This window comes from Lacinutrix algicola, assembly GCF_001418085.1.
Classification (GTDB): Bacteria; Bacteroidota; Bacteroidia; order Flavobacteriales; family Flavobacteriaceae; genus Lacinutrix; species Lacinutrix algicola.
Window position 1 is genome coordinate 149007 of sequence record NZ_LIQH01000040.1, and the last position, 19179, is coordinate 168185.

General features: G+C 33.2%; 4 protein-coding genes. All 4 read left to right on the forward strand.

Translation table 11 applies throughout. The features are described 5' to 3' along the window. Positions 1–6 precede the first annotated feature (6 nt). A complete protein-coding gene (locus ASC41_RS13690; RefSeq protein WP_055437214.1) occupies positions 7–1470 on the forward strand; it encodes a T9SS type B sorting domain-containing protein in 1464 nt (487 codons plus the stop codon). Position 1471: 1 nt separating this feature from the next. Continuing rightward, positions 1472–4219, forward strand: coding sequence for a PorP/SprF family type IX secretion system membrane protein (locus tag ASC41_RS13695; protein ID WP_055437215.1), 2748 nt, complete (start codon positions 1472–1474; stop codon positions 4217–4219). 66 nt (positions 4220–4285) lie between these two features. Next, complete coding sequence (locus ASC41_RS13700; protein WP_055437216.1) at positions 4286–18142, forward strand: T9SS type B sorting domain-containing protein; 13857 nt, start codon at positions 4286–4288, stop codon at positions 18140–18142. A gap of 28 nt (positions 18143–18170) precedes the next feature. Further along, positions 18171–19169, forward strand: a complete 999-nt coding sequence (locus ASC41_RS13705) for a PorP/SprF family type IX secretion system membrane protein (RefSeq protein ID WP_055437217.1) — start codon at positions 18171–18173, stop codon at positions 19167–19169. The last annotated feature ends 10 nt before the right edge of the window (positions 19170–19179 follow it).

Here is a 19179-nt window from a genome sequence, read left to right on the forward strand (position 1 = left end):
AACCAAATGCAAACCACCAACTCAAAATACAAAGTATATTTCCTATTGTGTTTCTTAATTATTGTATCTCTACAAAAAATTAATTCACAAATAGTAATAGGAACTCCTAATTTAGGTTTTAGTCAAGCATGCGCAAGTGAAACTTTCAATACCTACTCTACTACTTTTGTTTTTTCACCAGAAAGCGGTTTAAATTCATCGAATCAATTTTCTATTGAATTATCAGATGAGAATGGAGACTTTTCTAACCCAACAACTGTATTCACATCTAATGCAGGAAGTGTTAGTACTTCTCCTGCAACATTGGATTTTTCTATACCGAATACAACTGCTGGCGAAAATTATAGAATTCGTATAAAAAGTAGTGCTCCAGTTGCAACTAGCTCAAGTTCTATTTCTTTTGCAGCTTACTATAAAATACAAGACTCTCCTTTTACAATAAACAATTTAGTCTCAACAGGAGCCTATTGTATTGGTGGTAGTTATTTACTAACAATAGATAATCCTGGCTCGGGTAATAATGATTCTCCATTAAACTACCCATCGCTTACCTATAAATGGTTCAAAGAAACTGGTCCTACAACTTCTGTTTTTGTTTCAGATGGAACATCACTAACTGTAAATCAGGAAGGTACTTATTTTGTAGAGACTAATTACGGTACTTGTACTTCTAATTCCTTTTCTAATCGTGTAACAATTAGTTCTGTCAGTTCTGGTGAAGCAGATGCTGGTATTTCTTCTAGCTTAGGTCCTGTTTTTTGTCCAGATCAAGGTGCAACAGTTTTAAGTACAATTAGTGGAAACAACTACCAATGGTTTAGAAATGGAGTTAGTATCCCTAATGCAACCAATCAAATGTATGAAACAATAGAATCTGGGACTTATGCAGTTCAAGTAGACTTAGGAAACTGTTCTGCATCTGGAACTATTAACATACAAAGCGAAATTTTTGAAGCTTCTATTAATGTAAATGAAACAAATACTATTGAAGAAGGAGCTTTTCTATCTGTAATAATTTCTAGTACTGCCAACAATCCACAATTTGAATGGTATTTAGATAATGTTTTAATTTCTGATGCTGTCGATGATAATTTTGAAGCCACCAATTTTGGCAACTACAAAGTTATAGTTACAGAAACTTCAGGCTGTACAGCGTCTAGAACATTTTTATTCGAAATTATAGAAGCATTTGATCCTTTTCCTGATGTAGAAAAAATACCAAACCTTATTAGCCCTAATGGCGATAACGTTAATGATACATGGGTACTACCTACAAAGTATGTAACTGGATCTAATACAAAAGTAACAATATTAAATAATCGCGGAATAGTGATTTTAGAAACTAACGATTATCAAAACAATTTTCCCGAAAACGATTTAAAATTAACTAGCATAAATCAGGTATTTTACTATGTAATAACAACATCTGATAATCAAGTTTTAAAAGGCTCAATAACAACAATAAAATAATATGAAAAAACAACTTCTTGTTTTAATATTATGCATCTGTTCAATTCAGATGTTTTATTCTCAAGAGAATGATGGTGTTGTTGCGCTTAACCTTCCAATAAGAAATTCAATAACATTTAACCGTTTTAATATAAACCCAACCTTTAGTTTTGTTAGAGAACAAAATAAATACATCAGTATTTCTAATAAAAGAGAATGGGTACAGTTTGACGATGCTCCGACTACTTATTTAGCGAGTTATTCGGGAAGATTTGGAGAAAACATAGGGGCCGGAGTTGGTGTTTTTCAACAAAATTATGGTGTGTTAACCACTTTTGGTGGTATTTTAAATTTTGCTTATAATGTAAGATTAGCTAGAGATAGCAACCTTACATTTGGCCTTAATATAGGAGCCTATAAAAGCGGATTAAATACCGGTAGTGTAATTACAAATTTCGATGATCTTTCTATTGAAAATGTTCCAGAAAACTTTTTAGCTATGGTAAATCCTGGGATTAATTATGGAACCGGCTTTTTTGATTTTGGTATATCTCTAAAAAACATAGTAGCTTATAACTTTCAATCCTCTACCGTTATTGAAGACAATCCTGAACAAGGTTTACAAGGTCATATTATGTATACTGGTTACTTAACATCAAGAGGTTTTTTCGATGAAAGTAAATTTACAACTTTAGTAAAATCAGAGTTTAAAAAAGAAGAAACTATTATTTCAGCCATAGTAATGATTACCATTCCTAAAGGTATATGGGCACAAGCTGGTTACAACTCTATTTATGGAGCTTCTGCGGGTTTAGGCCTAAATATTTCTCCTCAAATTGCTATTGAATATAATTTTGAAAAAGCAATAGGTGATTTATCAATATTTGAAACCTCACATGAAATATCATTAGCTTATAGATTTAAAAACACCGAAAACTATAGATATAGTAGCGGTGATGAAGTTAGTAGTCTAATTTCAGGAAATAATAGAAAACGTAAGAAGAAAAAAATAACAAGAATACAAAACGATAAAAAAGTAGTTAATAAACAAAAAGCTAAAGAAGAAGCTGATGCACAAGCGGCACTATTAGCAGAACAAAAAGCTAAAGAAGATGCTGATGCACAAGCTGCACTGTTAGCAGAACAAAAAGCTAAAGAAGATGCTGATGCACAAGCAACACTATTAGCAAAACAAAAAGCTAAAGAGGAAGCTGATGCTCAAGCGACACTATTGGCAGAACAAAAAGCTAAAGAAGAAGCTGATGCACAAGCTGCACTATTAGCAGAACAAAAAGCTAAAGAAGAAGCTGATGCACAAGCAGCACTATTAGCAAAACAAAAAGCTAAAGAGGAAGCTGATGCTCAAGCTGCACTATTGGCAGAACAAAAAGCTAAAGAAGATGCCGCTGCACAAGCTGCACTATTAGCAAAACAAAAAGCTAAAGAGGAAGCTAATGCTCAAGCTGCACTATTGGCAGAACAAAAAGCTAAAGAAGATGCTGATGCACAAGCTGCACTATTAGCAGAACAAAAAGCTAAAGAGGAAGCTGATGTTCAAGCTGCACTATTAGCAGAACAAAAAGCTAAAGAAGATGCTGATGCACAAGCTTCACTATTAGCAGAACAAAAAGCTAAAGAAGATGCTGATGCACAAGCTTCACTATTAGCAGAACAAAAAGCTAAAGAGGAAGCTGATGCACTAGCTGCACTATTAGCAAAACAAAAAGCTAAAGAAGATGCTGATGCACAAGCTGCACTATTAGCAGAACAAAAAGCTAAAGAAGAAGCTGATGCACAAGCTGCACTATTAGCAGAACAAAAAGCTAAAGAAGATGCTGATGCTCAAGCTGCATTATTAGCAGAACAAAAAGCTAAAGAGGAGCAAGAATTTACTCCTACAGATAAACTTGGAGAAGCAATACTTAATATTACTAAACAAGCTGAAAAATCTAAAACAACTCAAAGCGATTTACTACAAAGATTTGATGATATAGTTGAAATTAAAAATAAAGATCTTCAAGATTTAAAGGAGGAAAATGATTTAAGTGAGCAAGGTATTGCCGTTAAACCAAAACCATTTAAAAGCATAAGTGAAGAAAACAATACCTTAAATGCCATTAAATCTGATTTAGAAAAAGTTATTACAGCTCGAAACGAAGAAATCAAAGCTCTAAAGAAGTTAAAAGATGATAGTTCAGAAGATGGTGTTATAATGTTAGATAATGTTGAGCTACATTACAAAAAAACTATAAAACGCTTAGAGTCTGAACAAAAAGAAGCTATAAAAGCTAAAAACAAATTAGACAAAAGACTAAAAGACATTAATGTTTCTACAGAATTTGAACGCAGAAGAAGAATTAAACGTGCTGCATTCGATAATGAAGACGAGCGCTATACACAAGATAGAGATGCGTTAAAACGTATAAAAGAGAATACCGTTACAACGACTGATACATTAACTGTAAATGATTTCGATTTTGGAGAAAAACAAAGTGATAATATTCAAATTTTAGAGAATGTTAAAAATGTAGAAAGTGGTTACTATCTAGTATTAGCTATACATAGCGATGTAAATAAACGTGATGCTTTTTTAACTAAAGTTGTTCAGTCAGGTTTCGCTGGTATTGATTTTTTCTACGATATTAATTCTAGTAAATATTATATCTACTACGCTAAATTCGACAATATACAAGATGCTAACAATGCCCTAAATGCTAAGGGAAATAATATATATAACGCTAACATGTCAATAGTAAAAATAGAAAACTAATTAATTACATTTTTATTATCAGAATCGCCTAAGCTGATAACAAGAACTAGACTAAAATAAAATATCATGGAAAAACCTACTTTTTCTAGAATTGCCCTCATAGTAATAATACTATCTTTAGGCTTCTCTTCTTATGCCCAAAACTTCGAACCATTTACACCAAGATTCGATGATGATTTAAAAGGAGATATTGTTCTTATTGGAAATAATATTCTTGGTCCAAGTAACAATGCATTTAATAACAATTCTGCTTATAACCACGATGTGGAAATGAACTATATTGATATTGATGGTGATAACACAACATTTAGTTCCTCTAGCGCAGATTTAAGTATACCTAATCCAGATTGCTATCGTATACAATATGCTGGTCTGTATTGGGGAGCTGTAAATCCTGGAGCAGAAACGATAACAAATGTAAAATTTAAAGGACCTACAGGTGGATATAATGATATTCAAGGTACTATTATTTACGATGCTAACGGTAATTCTGTAGATGGTGGAAATAGTTTTTCTTATGCATGTTATGCGGATGTAACAGATATAGTTACAGCTTTAGGCTCTGTAACAGACTTAGGTACGTATACCGTTGCAAACGTATCATCTGCAGAAGGTGAAACTGCTAATTATTCTCCTTATAATGGAACTGGTCAATCTGCTGGTTGGTCACTTTTTGTAGTATATGAAGACCCTACATTACCAGGTAAATCAATTACAAGTTTTGATGGTTTTAGTGCTATAAGTGCTTCAGAAAACCCAACTGCAGACATTCCTATTAGTGGTTTTAGAACCGTACCTGCTCCTGCTCCAGTAAGAGCAAATTTTGCGTTCGCTACTCTAGAAGGTGATAGTGCAATTACAGGAGATCAATTATTATTAAACGGTGTAAATTTATCTGCTGCAGATCGTCCTGTAAATAATTTTTTTAACAGTTCTGTAACACAGTTAAATGCATTACCCGTTAACGATAGAGTTCCAAACAGCACCAATACTTTAGGATTCGATACAGGAATTATGGCTGTTCCTAATCCTGCTAATTCTGTAATTGCTAATGATGCAACCTCAGCTACAGTGCGTTTAGAAACAAATGGAGATACTTTTTTTCAATACTTTTTCGCTTTTGCGGTAGAGATAATAGAGCCAGATATTGTACTCACAAAATTAGTAGAAGATGATGCTGGTAATGATATTGGAGGTCAAACCGTAGGCTTAGGCTCGTCATTAAATTATGTTATTGGTTTTCAAAATGTAGGAAATGATAATGCTACCAATTTTCAAATAAAAGATATTTTACCAATAAATATCCTTTTTAACTACCCAACAGACTTAGTACTTCCTCCTGGTGTTACTGTTGATAGTTATGATGTTATAACAAGAGAAATTATTTTTAATATTGAAGATTATTTAGTAGAAGAAAATGATCCTTTATATGAAATTCGAATAGAAGTACAAGTAGTAGATAATTGTAATGAATTGGCAGATGCTTGTTCTAATATAATTAATAATCAAGCTTTTGCTACTTATAATGGTTTCTTTAACACTTCTTTTCTAATTACGGATGATCCTAGTTTAAATAGCAATACAGGATGTTTATTAACACCTCAAGCTACTAACTTTCTAGCGGATTTAGATTGCGAATTTTCTCAAAATGAAATACTCTGTGGTTCTAGTTTAGAATTAACTGCTGCAGATGGTTACGATACTTATTCTTGGTCTACAAGTGAAACAGGAAGTCCTGTAATAGGAACTAACCAAACAGTTACGGTTACTGCAACAGGTACTTATTATGTTTTTAATACAGCAATTGCACCTTGCCAATCTATAGTTCAAGAATTTATTGTAGAGCTTTTTGGAGGAAACATAGAAAATCCTGTTATTCCTTATGCTGACGAGGTTGTATCTTGTCCTAACGATGGTAAATTATTACCAAACATCTTTTTATGTGGTGCTAATGATTCTAGAGATATACAAACAAATATTGCTGGTGCATCATCAATTATATGGGAACAATTAGACGAAACGAGTTGTGATGCAGTGTCTAATACAGATTGTGCAAATGAAGATAACACTTGTACTTGGAATCAAGTAGCAACAGGACCAAATTTTTTAGCCAATACTTCTGGACAATATAGATTAACAATTAACTATGACGGAGGTTGCTTTGTTCAATTTTATTTTAATGTTTATCAAAATTTATTAAACCCTACTGTTGTTGCTACAGATATTATATGTACAACACTCGGTAGTATTACTGTAAATGATGTTCCTTCTGGTTATGAATATAGTCTAGACAATATTACATATCAAGATAGTAATACTTTTTCTATTGATACTGCTGGTTTATATACTGTATATATAAGACAAAATGATGTCCCTACAAATCCTTGTATTTTTACAGTACAAGATATCCAAATAAGAGAACGTGATTTTACAGTATCTTCTACAATTTTACAACCGCTTTGTAATGGAGACAAAGGAAGTATTCAATTAGCAGCTAACGATGTCGACCCACAATATTCATACACTATATCTGAAGGCGGTACATTGGTAAATAGTGTTGGTCCTATTTTAGAAAACACTTATTTATTTGGAAATTTAAATGCAGGAACTTATACTGTTACAGTAGAAACAGAAAATGGATGTACTTATTCTGAAGATGTTACTATTATAGAACCACCATTATTAACAGTTACAGCAGCTATTACTAGTCCTTTAACTTGTACAGACGGTGAAATTACAATATATCCTCAAGGAGGAGTTGAACCTTACTTCTATTATGTTAATAGTACCACAGATTTTCAAACAGTACCAGAAATAGTAGTAACAACCGGAGGAACTTATAATATTACAGTAATAGACTCTAATAATTGTATAGCAGAAACAAGTATTTCAATAGAAAACAATCCTGCTCCAGAATATAACATTACACATACAGATGTTTTATGTTATAATGATACTACTGCCGAAATTTTAGTGAATGTTACAAACGCAAATGGTTATACTTTAGAATATAGCATTGATAATGGAACTACTTATACAACAAGTTCTACATTTTCAAATTTAAGTGGAGGTGATTATCAAATAATAATAAAATATACACTAGATGGTTCTGAGTGTTTTACAACTGCAGAAACAATTACTATAAACCAACCAGATGAAGCCTTAACTGCTACAGCTGGTATATCTGAACTTGCAGGATGCGGACCTTCTGGAGAAGGTATAATTAGAATTACAAATCCTCAAGGTGGAACACCATTTCCCGCACCTAACTATTATGAATATAGTTTCGATAATCAAGCAACATGGACAACATCAAATGAAGCTTATGTACTTCCCGGATCATACACTGTTTATATACGTGATGCTAATGGTTGTGTTTTTGTTATGCAGGATACAATTTTAGATCAAGAACCTCCTGCTCCAACTATAGAAATAGGTGATACAATTTTTAATTGTGATGGTTCTGGAAATGCTACAGTAACTGTTACTAACAATGGTGGATCTTCTTATCAATACGATTATTACCTAGATGGTACACTTAACCCAAATACTACAAATCCAGAAACATTTACAAACGTTCCTTCTGGATCGCATACAATTAGTGTTGAATATACATTATTAACGGTACCTACATTTAGTAATTTACTTTATGAAACTTTTGGTTATGGTGTAGACACAACCTCTCCAGGAATTAACCCAACATACTATTGTTTCGAGCAACAAGTAGCAGCAACACAATGTGGTAATAGTCCGAGTATAAACGATGGAGAATATTCAGTTACCTCTAATATCGAGTTTCCTTTTTGGTCATGGGTAAACCCAACAGATTATACTCCTGCTACAAATCCTGTAACGCCAAATGGAAGATATATGGTTGTTAATATTGGAGCAACAATACCAGCCTCTGAAGTTTTATACGAAAAGCAAATAAATGATATTATACCTAATCAACCAATACAAGTAGAATTTGCTGCAATGAATTTACTTAGAACTGGTATTGGTGAATTCGATCCTGATTTAAGAGTGGCATTAGTAGATGCTTCCGGTACAGAAATATCTTTCTATAATACTGGGAATATTCCTAAAACAGAAAATTGGATTGAATATCCTACTACTCCAATAACTTTAGATCCAGGAGCAAATACTAGTTTAAAATTCATTTTAAGATCTAATGTTCAACAAGTAAGTGGTAACGATGTTGCAATAGATGATTTGAAAGTGTTTCAACTTCCTCTTGCGTGTTCAACTGTAGTAGATTTCCCATTTATTATTGATTCTGGAAATGCATTTACAGCAGATATTACAGGAACTTCAATGGTAAGTTGTTCTGGCGCTGCTGATGGCGAAATCACAATTGCTGCTCAAAATTTTGACACGACTTTAGGTTTTCAATATTCTATAGATAATGGAACCACTTGGGTAACTCAAATAACATCTCCGTATACCATTACTGGTTTAACAGATACAACTTATAATGTTCAAATACGTTATGACGATACTGCTGATACTTGTTCTTTCTCTTTTACAGAAACTATAGATACTCCAGACCCATTAACTATTAGTATTTCTAATACTGAAGTAACTTGTTTGGACGGAGCAACAATAACAGCAACTGCAACAGAAGGAACGCCTGGTTACTCTTTTCAATTAATTGATACCGTTTCTCCTTTTACAGTAACAAATTTTAATAATGGTGTTTTAACTAATGTTCCTGCAGGTTCATATACTGTTGAAGTAACAGATGCTTCTAATTGTACAGCATCAACAACACTAACTTTAGATGCTCCTATTACTCCTACAGCAACAATAAGTACTACATCAGATTTTTGCTACGATACAGTAAACGAAGCAACAATAGAAGTTACTGCTTCCGGAGGTGTTACACCATACCAATACAATATAAATGGAGGTTCATTTCAAGATAATAACGTATTTAGTAATCTAACACCTGGAGCATACATTATAATTGTAAGAGATGCTTATGGCTGTGAAGTTACTTTGGATTCTGAAACTATAGAGCCACAATTATTATTAATTACAGAAATAACAAAGGATTTAGATTGTACAACCTCACCTGATGCTATAATTACAGGAACTATAACTGGCGGTTCTGCTCCGTATACATACGCTGTTTCCGAAAACGGAAATGCTTACACAGATCTAGGAACTACAGGTACACCGTATACCTACACAGTAACAACAGCAGGAACTTACCAATTTCAAATTACAGATGCACAAGGCTGTATTACAGAGTCTCAAGTTAATACTATCGATACTATTTCAACACCAACAGGAACAGCCAACGGTATAGACCCACTCTGTTTTGATGATGCAAATGGAGAAATTCAATTATCTGCGGCAGGTGGTTCTGGAGGATTTACTTTCAGTTTTAATGGTAGTACTTTTACTTCGACTTCATTATATACTGGATTAAATGCAAATACAACTACTGCTACAACTACAGAGTATACGTATCAAATACAAGATAGCAATAGCTGTTTATCTCCTATTTATACAGTTACTTTAAATAATCCAAACGAGATTATTGCTAACGCTACGCTATCTAACAACACAAACTGTAGTACTACTACAGATATTACAGTAACTGCAACTGGTGGAACTGGAACTTATACTTATAGTTTTAATGGCAATACTTCTTTTACAACATCAAACATATTAACTGTAACAAATACAACTACAACACAAACAATTACTTATTCTGTAAGAGATGCTAATGGTTGTATTGTTACCGAAACTATAGATGTTCCTCCATTCAATCCTTTAACAGGAATGACTTTTACAGATTCGAATGTAATTACTTGTAATAACACTACTACAGATGTAACAATAACACCTATTAATGGTATTGCACCATTTACTTTTGAAATAACAGCTCCTGCAACTGCAACAACAAACACTTCGGGTGCTACAAGTGGTATATTTATTGGTTTAACTTCTGGAGATTATACCTTTGAAATAATTGATGCTAATGGTTGTCCTATTAGTGCTTCTCATACTATTCCGCCAGCGACTAATATTGCTATAGCAGAAACAAATACTGATCAAACATGTTTTGGGTCTGATAATGGAACTGCTATTTTTACATTAACAGATGTTAGTAGTTTAGGGAATTATACTTATACTCTTTCACCTGTTGCAGGATCAATAATTCAGACTGATAATGAAGTTACAGTAACTAATTTACCTACTGGAACATATACTTTTAATGCTGTAGATACTACAACAGGTTGTAATAGTTCTGCAACTATTACTATCGATCCAATAACGGAAATTACTTTTACAGTAAACGCTAGTAATGTAAGTTGTAATACTACAATTTCAAATATTAGTTTCCCAACACTTTCAGGTGGATCTGGAGGTTATTCTTATGCTTATGTAACGTCAGGAGATCCTGTACCAACAAACACTGATTATAGTTCTTCAACAACTGTAGATACAAGTATTCTTGGGTTAGTAATCGACGTATACGTAATGGATAGTAATGGTTGTGTTGTTATGAACACAATAACTATTATTAGTGATAATTTACCAACCGTTACAGCAACTATAGATAACCAATGTACTGGAACAGGGAATAATTATACAATTACAGCTACTGCAACTGGAGTTGCTACTTTAATGTATAGTATTGATGGAACTAATTACCAAACAGGTAATACATTTACTGTTGCACCAGGAACATATACTATAACTGTAAGAGATGGAAATGGATGTGAAGTAACAGATACAATAACTGTTAGCCCACAGTTAACACTCTCTGCTGTTTTAGATAAAGATATTACTTGTGTGTTACCTGAAGAAGCTCAAGTAACATTAACAGCTACAGGTGGTGATGCATCAATTTATACTTATGCATATTCTACAGATGGAGGCTCTACTTTTACTAGTATACCTACTAATATATTTAACACTAATACTCCAGGAAGTTATTTATTTATGGTTACAGATGCTAATTCTTGTACAGTAACAACAATAACTCCTATAGAAATTACTCCAGCAGTAAATCCTGATATTACAGTAGCTCAAACTGGATTTATTAATTGTAATGGAGAAGAAACTGCTGCTATTTCTATAACACCAGATACAACACTTGGTCAAGCACCATTTGCTTTTGAAGTACTAAACACAACAACAAGTGTTTCTTATGGTTCTCAAACTTCAGGTTTACCTGCAGGTAATTATACTGTTACTGTAACAGATGCAAGAGGTTGTACAGAGGTAGAAACTATTATTATAACACAACCAGAGGCTATTATTGTTAACCATTCTACAGTTCCAATTACTTGTGATACTACAAATGGTATATCTCAAGGATCTGTAATTGTTGATAGTGTTTCAGGTGGTACTGGACCTTACAACTACTTTGTAACTGGTACAAATGGTTATGATGAGGTAGAACTTAATAATATAGGAGATACATCTACTACTTTCGACGTTGTTGATTTTGGTTTATATCAAATTAATGTAGTTGATACTAATGGATGTTCAGTATTAATACAAGATGTATTGGTAGCTTCTCCTCCAGATGATTTAGATATTACTATTAATACAACTGCAGACTGTACTATTGGAGGAGAAGCTGTTGTTACTGTAAATACAGCATTAGCTGGTTCTGGTCCATTTTACTTTGATATTTATAATGGCACAATACCTTCTCCACCACCTGGAGGAACATGGCAATTAGAAACTTCTCCTGGTTCTATAACTTTTACAGGTTTAACAACTGGTGTTACTTATACTTTTATTGTTTACGATTCTCTTACAGGTTGTACTTATTTTGAGACAGCTGCAGCTCCTATACCTACAAATTCAACTTTAACTGTAAGTGCAGAAAGCTCTAATAATATTACTTGTACAGGAAGTGCAGATGGTAATGTATCTTTTACTATAAATAATCCTGAGACTACTGCTATTGATGTTGATTTTGAAATATTCGATTCATTATCACAAGTATCAACAGGTGCAAATGGAAACGGAACAGTACCTGCAGGAGGATCTCTTCCTATTACTAACTTAGGTCCTTTACCTTTTGGAAACTATTATGTTTTAATTACTGAAACATCAGGTGTTAATACAGGTTGTAGTATTGTAACTACTTCACCATTTAATATCACAGAATCCGCAATAGATTTTAACCTAACAGCTTCTGTTTCTTCAAATGAAAATTGTAACGATTTAGGTGTAATTACTGCAATAGCGAGTGATGGTACACCTCCTTATCAATATCAAATTTTATTAGATACCGATACTGCTCCACTAGCTTCAAATACAGGTTGGGCATCACCTAACACTTTTACTGTAGCTGCAAATGGATATACTGTTTATGCAATAGATGCTTACGGTTGTATTAGAGATTTTGACGTTACCTTAATTAGAGATGCTGAACCTACAATAGATGCACAAACGGCTCCTTGTTATGTTGGTACTCCAATAACAGTAACTATTACTGGTACTACTACAATAGGTAGTCCACTTTATAGTATTAACGGAACTACTTTTGTATCGAATCCAGATTTTACTATATCTGCTCCAGGAACTTATACTTTATACATTCAAGATGGAAATGGTTGTGTAGTTTCAACACCGTATGTAGTAAATGATCAATTATTATTAAATGCAGCTTTAACAAGTACTCTAGATTGTACAATAACATCAGATGCTGAAATTACATTAACAGCTACAGGAGGTAACACTGCTTCTTATATTTATGAAGTATCTACAGATGGTGGTACTACATATACTACAATGGCTACTAATGTTTATACAACTTCAACAGCTGGATCATATACTTTTAATGTTACAGATGCTTCAGGTTGTATTTCTACAACAACTTATGTTTTAGATCCTATTCCAGCAACAACTTTTACTACAGCAGAAACTAATGTGAGCTGTAATAGTGGTAGTGATGGCTCTATAACAGTAACTACAACATCTTCTACAGGTCCTTTTACTTACCAATTAGATTCTGGAACTCCACAAAGTTCTAATGTGTTTAACGGATTGTCTCAAGGAACTTATACTGTAACAGTTATAGATGCAAATTCTTGTACTAACACAAGTGCTCCAATTACAATAAGTGAACCTTTAGCTTTAACTGCTACAGATTCTATTTTAGTTACTACTACTTGTGATGTTGAAACACTTATTACTGTATTAGGTCAAGATGGTACACCTACTCTTTCTGGTGATTACTATTACGATTTTAATGGAACTGGTTTTTCTACAACAAATACATACACTGTTAATAATAATGGTAGCATACAAACTATTAATTATACTGTAAGAGATGCAAATGGATGTGAGGTTACAGGATCTGTAACAGTTAATCCTTTAGATTCTCCTTCAGATTTAGATTTCTCTGCAACTGCAATTACTTGTATAGTTAATACAGCAGATATTACTCTAACTGCTACAGGAGGTACTTCAACATTAAGTTATGAAATTATATCACCTACATCAGCAACAACAAACACTACAGGAGCTGCAAATGGTATTTTTACAGGACTTACTGCAGATAGTTATACATTCCAAGTTACAGACGCTAATGGATGTACTTACCAAGAATTATATGTTTTAAATGATGTTGAAAACATAAATGTTAACGGTCAATTAATAAGTGATGTTACATGTAATCCAGGTGCCAATGGAGAAGTATTATTTACTGTATCCAATTTTGCCGGAACATATAGCTACTCTATTAACGGTGGTACAGATGTTATTGGACAAACCAATTCAACAATTACTGTTAACGGGTTAACTGGTGCAAGTACACAAACCATTGTTGTTACAGATGAAACAACTGGATGTACAGCAACTATAGCTATAAATGTAGAGCAATCTATACCACTTAGTTTAGTCGCTAATCCTTTTATTAATGCTAATTGTAATACTGGTGCTCAAGTAGGCGTTACCGCTTCTGGAGGAAATGGTTCTTACAGTTATTCATTTGTTGTAAGCGGAACACCAGCAGGAACTTATTCTGGTTCAAATACAGCTGTTCTAGATCCTGCAGTATCAACAACATGGGATGTTTATGTACAAGACACTAACAATTGTGTTATTTCAACACCTTTAACAATTACTATCGATACAGATCCTATTCCAACAGGATTAACAGTTACAGGTTCTCAATGTCCAAGTGCTGCAAACGATTACTCTTTTACAGTTAATGTTGCAACAGGTATTACACCTTTCGAATATAGTATTAGTAATGGTTTTCAATCTAGTCCAACGTTTACAGTAAACGCTCCAGGTACTTATAACATAACAGTTCAAGATGCAAATGGTTGTACAAATACAACAACCTATACTATTGAAGATCCAGTAGCATTAACACTAGCTGCTGTATCACCAAGTTGTAGTGACGATGACGGTGAAATTACTGTTACAGGTTATGGAGGAACAGGAAACTATACTTATGCTATAAATCCGAATCCTAGTTCTATAACATTAATAGCAAATGTATTCTCTGGTGTACCATCAGGAACTTATACTGTTACTATTACAGATACAACAACATTATGTACTAAAGATGAAACAGTAATATTAGACACTGCAACTCCAGTAACATTTACGGCAACAAGTAACGATGTTTCTTGTAATGGAGAATCTAATGGTACAATTACCGTAGAGTTGCCTGCTAGTAATAATAATCCAATTTATACTTACGAGATTACAGCTCCAATTATTGTAGCGCCACAAAACTCTAATATATTTACAGGATTAGCCGCTGGTACTTATACAATACAAGTTAATTCTGGTAGAGATTGTTTTGCAACAGATACTATTACAATAGCTGAGCCTAGTATTATTACTGTCTCTGCTCCTACTGTATCTCAATATATTTGTACTACAGATACTAATGCAATTAATTATGCATCAATTACTGTAACTGGTGTTACTGGAGGTTCTGGAACATATACTACATATGAGTTCTTAGAAAGTGGAACTGTTGTACAGTCTGGTACTAGTAATGTTTATACAGAATCTGATGCAAATGGAGGAACTTATACTGTAAATGTATACGATGATAATGGTTGTTTAGGCACAACTGTTTCAACAGTAGTTATTAATCCATATATAGATTTAGATACTGTAGATGTTACAGTTGATAATGCTATTACATGTACTAATTTAGAAGACATTACAGTAACAGCAACTACAACTGGTGGTACTGCTCCAAATTTAGAGTATACTGTTCAAGATGTAACTGGAACTGTAACAGGTGCTATTTATAGTGAAACAAATACAACTGGAATATTTACTGGATTATATATTGCAAACTATATTATTTCGGTAACAAACTTAGATACTGGTTGTACTCTTGAAACGGTACACTACGTAAACGATCCAAATACTTTTGATCTTATTGTAGATTCTGTTATAGACGTTACTTGTTTCGATGATAACAATGGTAGTGTTAATGTAACATTTGTAGATGAGGTTGTTACAGGTACAAATCCAGATCAATCAGGTCCTTTTGACTATACAATTGTTGATAATTCTGGTACAACAGTAAACTCAGGAACAACTGCTAATGCTGGTCCTGTAACTATTACAGGATTAGTTGGCGGAACATATACTATAAATGCAACATTAGCTTCTAGTCCTTTTTGTACAGTTAGTCAGAATTTTACTATTACAAGACCTACAGAAACATTAGCTCTTACAGCTACAGAAACGTCAGACGTAACTTGTGATAATAATCAAGGTATTATTAATGCCGTTGCAACAGGTGGTTGGGGAAATATAGAATACGAATTAACAGGAGATGCTACTGTTGCTTACTCTACAAATGGAACATTTATTGGTCTGTCTGCAGGTACTTATACTGTTAATGTTAGAGATTCACAAGGTTGTATTGTTTCAGAAACTGTAATTCTAGCATTACCAACTCCAATAAGTGCTACTTATACTGCTAGCTCAAATACGCTATTGTGTTTTGGAGATCAAGATGCTACTATTACTGCTAGTAATGTAACGGGTGGACAAGGCAGTAATTATACTTATACATTAAATAGTTCGTCTCCTTCTGTTACTAATTCTGGACCACAAACATCTAATGTATTTAATAATTTAGCTGCTGGAACTTATTCAGTAACTATAAACGATGGTTATAGTTGTGAGTCTACTTCAGTAGATATTATAATAAACGAACCTACTCCAATACAAGCAAGTTTAGTAAATTCTAGTACACAACCTTGCCCAATAGCTTACGAGTTAACACTATCTGCTACAGGAGGAACAGGAATATATACTTATAGTGATACAAGTAATTTTGCTAATGTTTTAGGGAATTTTAATAACTCTACAACAATTGCTGTAACACCAGGAACTTATGAATATTATGTAAGAGACGCCAATGGATGTATTGCAATTGTTTCTAATGAAATTACTATCGATACACTTCCAGAATTAGTTATTAATTTACAAAGTGATAATCCAACTATTAATTGTGCTGGAGATAATAACGGTAGTGTAGTTGCTACAGCTCAAGGTGGTTTAGGTAATTATACTTATACTTTAGAAGACGATCTTGGTAATATTGTTGCTACAACTACAGATAGTCCTGCTAGTTTTACAGATTTATTTGCTGGTACTTATCAAGTTAATGTAATAAGTGATAACTGCATTACAGAGTCTAGTACTATTACCATAACAGAACCTGCTAGTGCATTACAAGTTGATTTTGAAGCTACAGATATTACTTGTAGCGGAAGTAATAATGGTATTCTAGTAATTAACGCTACTGGTGGAACTGGCATTATAAAATATGCTATATCTCCACAATTAAATCAGTTCTTTGAAACTAATATTTTCGAAAACTTATCGGCTGGTACTTATCAGTTTATTGCTCAAGATACTCAAGGTTGTTATTATACAGATTCATTTACAATTGTAGATCCTGATCCTGTTTTAATTCAAATTGTAGCAGATTCTTTAATTGCCGAAACTTGCGAAGGAGAAGTTGATGGTGCTTTTAGTATCGATATAACAGGTGGAAGTCTACCCTACAGTGTTAGTTTAGACGATTTTAATGGAACGTATACTACTGGAACAGTAACACAAACAGTCTTTGATTTTACAGACTTAAACGGTGGAGATCACATAGTTTATATTGAAGACGCTGTAGGTTGTAAGTCTACATGGAATATAACTTTCCCAGAATCGGTAAAAATAAATCCTACTTTTGAAATAGAATATTTATGCGAGAATGATGTACTTACTAATACTGTTACAGTTTACGTAGATGAAAGTATTACAGATACTAGTGTACTAACTTATTCTTTAGATGGTATTGGTTCTCAAACTAGTAATATCTTTCCAAATGTTGATAGTGCAAATGGTGCTCTACATTTTATAGAAGTTTCCCATATAGACGGCTGTGTACAATACACAGAATTCTTCAATATCGAAAACTATCAACCACTAAGTTTAATCTTAATTGAAGGTGATGAACCTGGTGAGATTATAGCGCAAACAACAGGTGGTACTGGAGATTATACTTATACTTTTAATAATACTAACTATGGTAGTAGTAACGAATATGTAGTTACAGAAGCTGGAGTTTATACCATAATTGTTACAGATAGTTATGGATGTCAGGCAGAAGAAAAAATTAATATAGAGTTATTAGGTCCATGTATGTCTAACTACTTTTCACCAAATGGAGATGGCATAACAGATACTTGGGCTCCAGGTTGTGTTGAAGATTTTCCGAATTTAACTTTCGATATTTTCGATCGCTATGGTCGTAAAGTTGCAACTTACAAAGTTGGTCAATATTGGGATGGTAGATATAACGGAACCGAATTACCAACAGGAGATTATTGGTACGTAGTGAAAACGAATAGCTCACTATTAGACAAAGAATATGTTGGACATTTTACACTTTACAGGTAATAATAAAGATTTATAAAAACCGAATCACATGAAAAAATTCACACTATATATCGTTCTTTTTATTACTTCGCTAAATTATGCGCAAGAACTAAACTTACCAGTTTTTACGCAATATTTAGCAGATAACGATTTTATTATTTCTCCAACCTACGCAGGAATTGGAGATAACTTAAGAATTAGAGCTAACGGACTAACACAATGGGTTGGTATTAAAAATGCACCAGATAATCAAGCTTTGTATGCCGATTTTAGAATTGCCAACCAAACAGGTGTTGGTGTTTCACTTTACAATGATAAAAATGGAAACACACGCCAAAAAGGTGTCAAATTCTCTTTTGCACATCATATTGTATTAGATTATAAATCGCAGCAATATCTATCTTTTGGTCTCTCTTATAACATTAATAGTTTTAGAATTGATATTGAAGATTTTGTAGGTACTGAAGAAATGCCTATTGTAGATCCAACCATTACAGATGACCGCTCAATTAATAACAGTAATTTTGATGTGGGTCTACTCTACCGCTATAAAATGTTTTATTTAAGTTTAAATGCAAATAACATTTTAGAAAAAGATATTGATAATTTTACAGGAATTGAACCAAGTAAACTTTTAAATTATCAAGCTTATACGGGTTACATAATTCAAACTGCAAAAAATACAGAAATAGAACCTTCTGTATTTTACCAGAGGTATAATAATGATGGTAGATCAAGTACAGATATTAATTTTAAATATCGAAAATTTAATCGTTCAGGAGATTATTATTGGATTGGTGCATCTTATCGTTTTTTAAACGACCAAGCCCTAAAGCCTTTAAATATTGGGCCAATGGCTGGTATTATGAAAAAAGGTTTTTATTTAGGCTATTCTTACCAAATAACAATAAACGATTTATCTGGTTTTAATTCCGGAACGCACGCACTCACAATAGGTATAGATTTCTTACAAGGTATGAGCGATTGTCCGTGTACACAAGGTACAAGTTGGAGAAAATATAGAGGTGCAGGTTTAAATAAAAGGTGATTTTTACAAA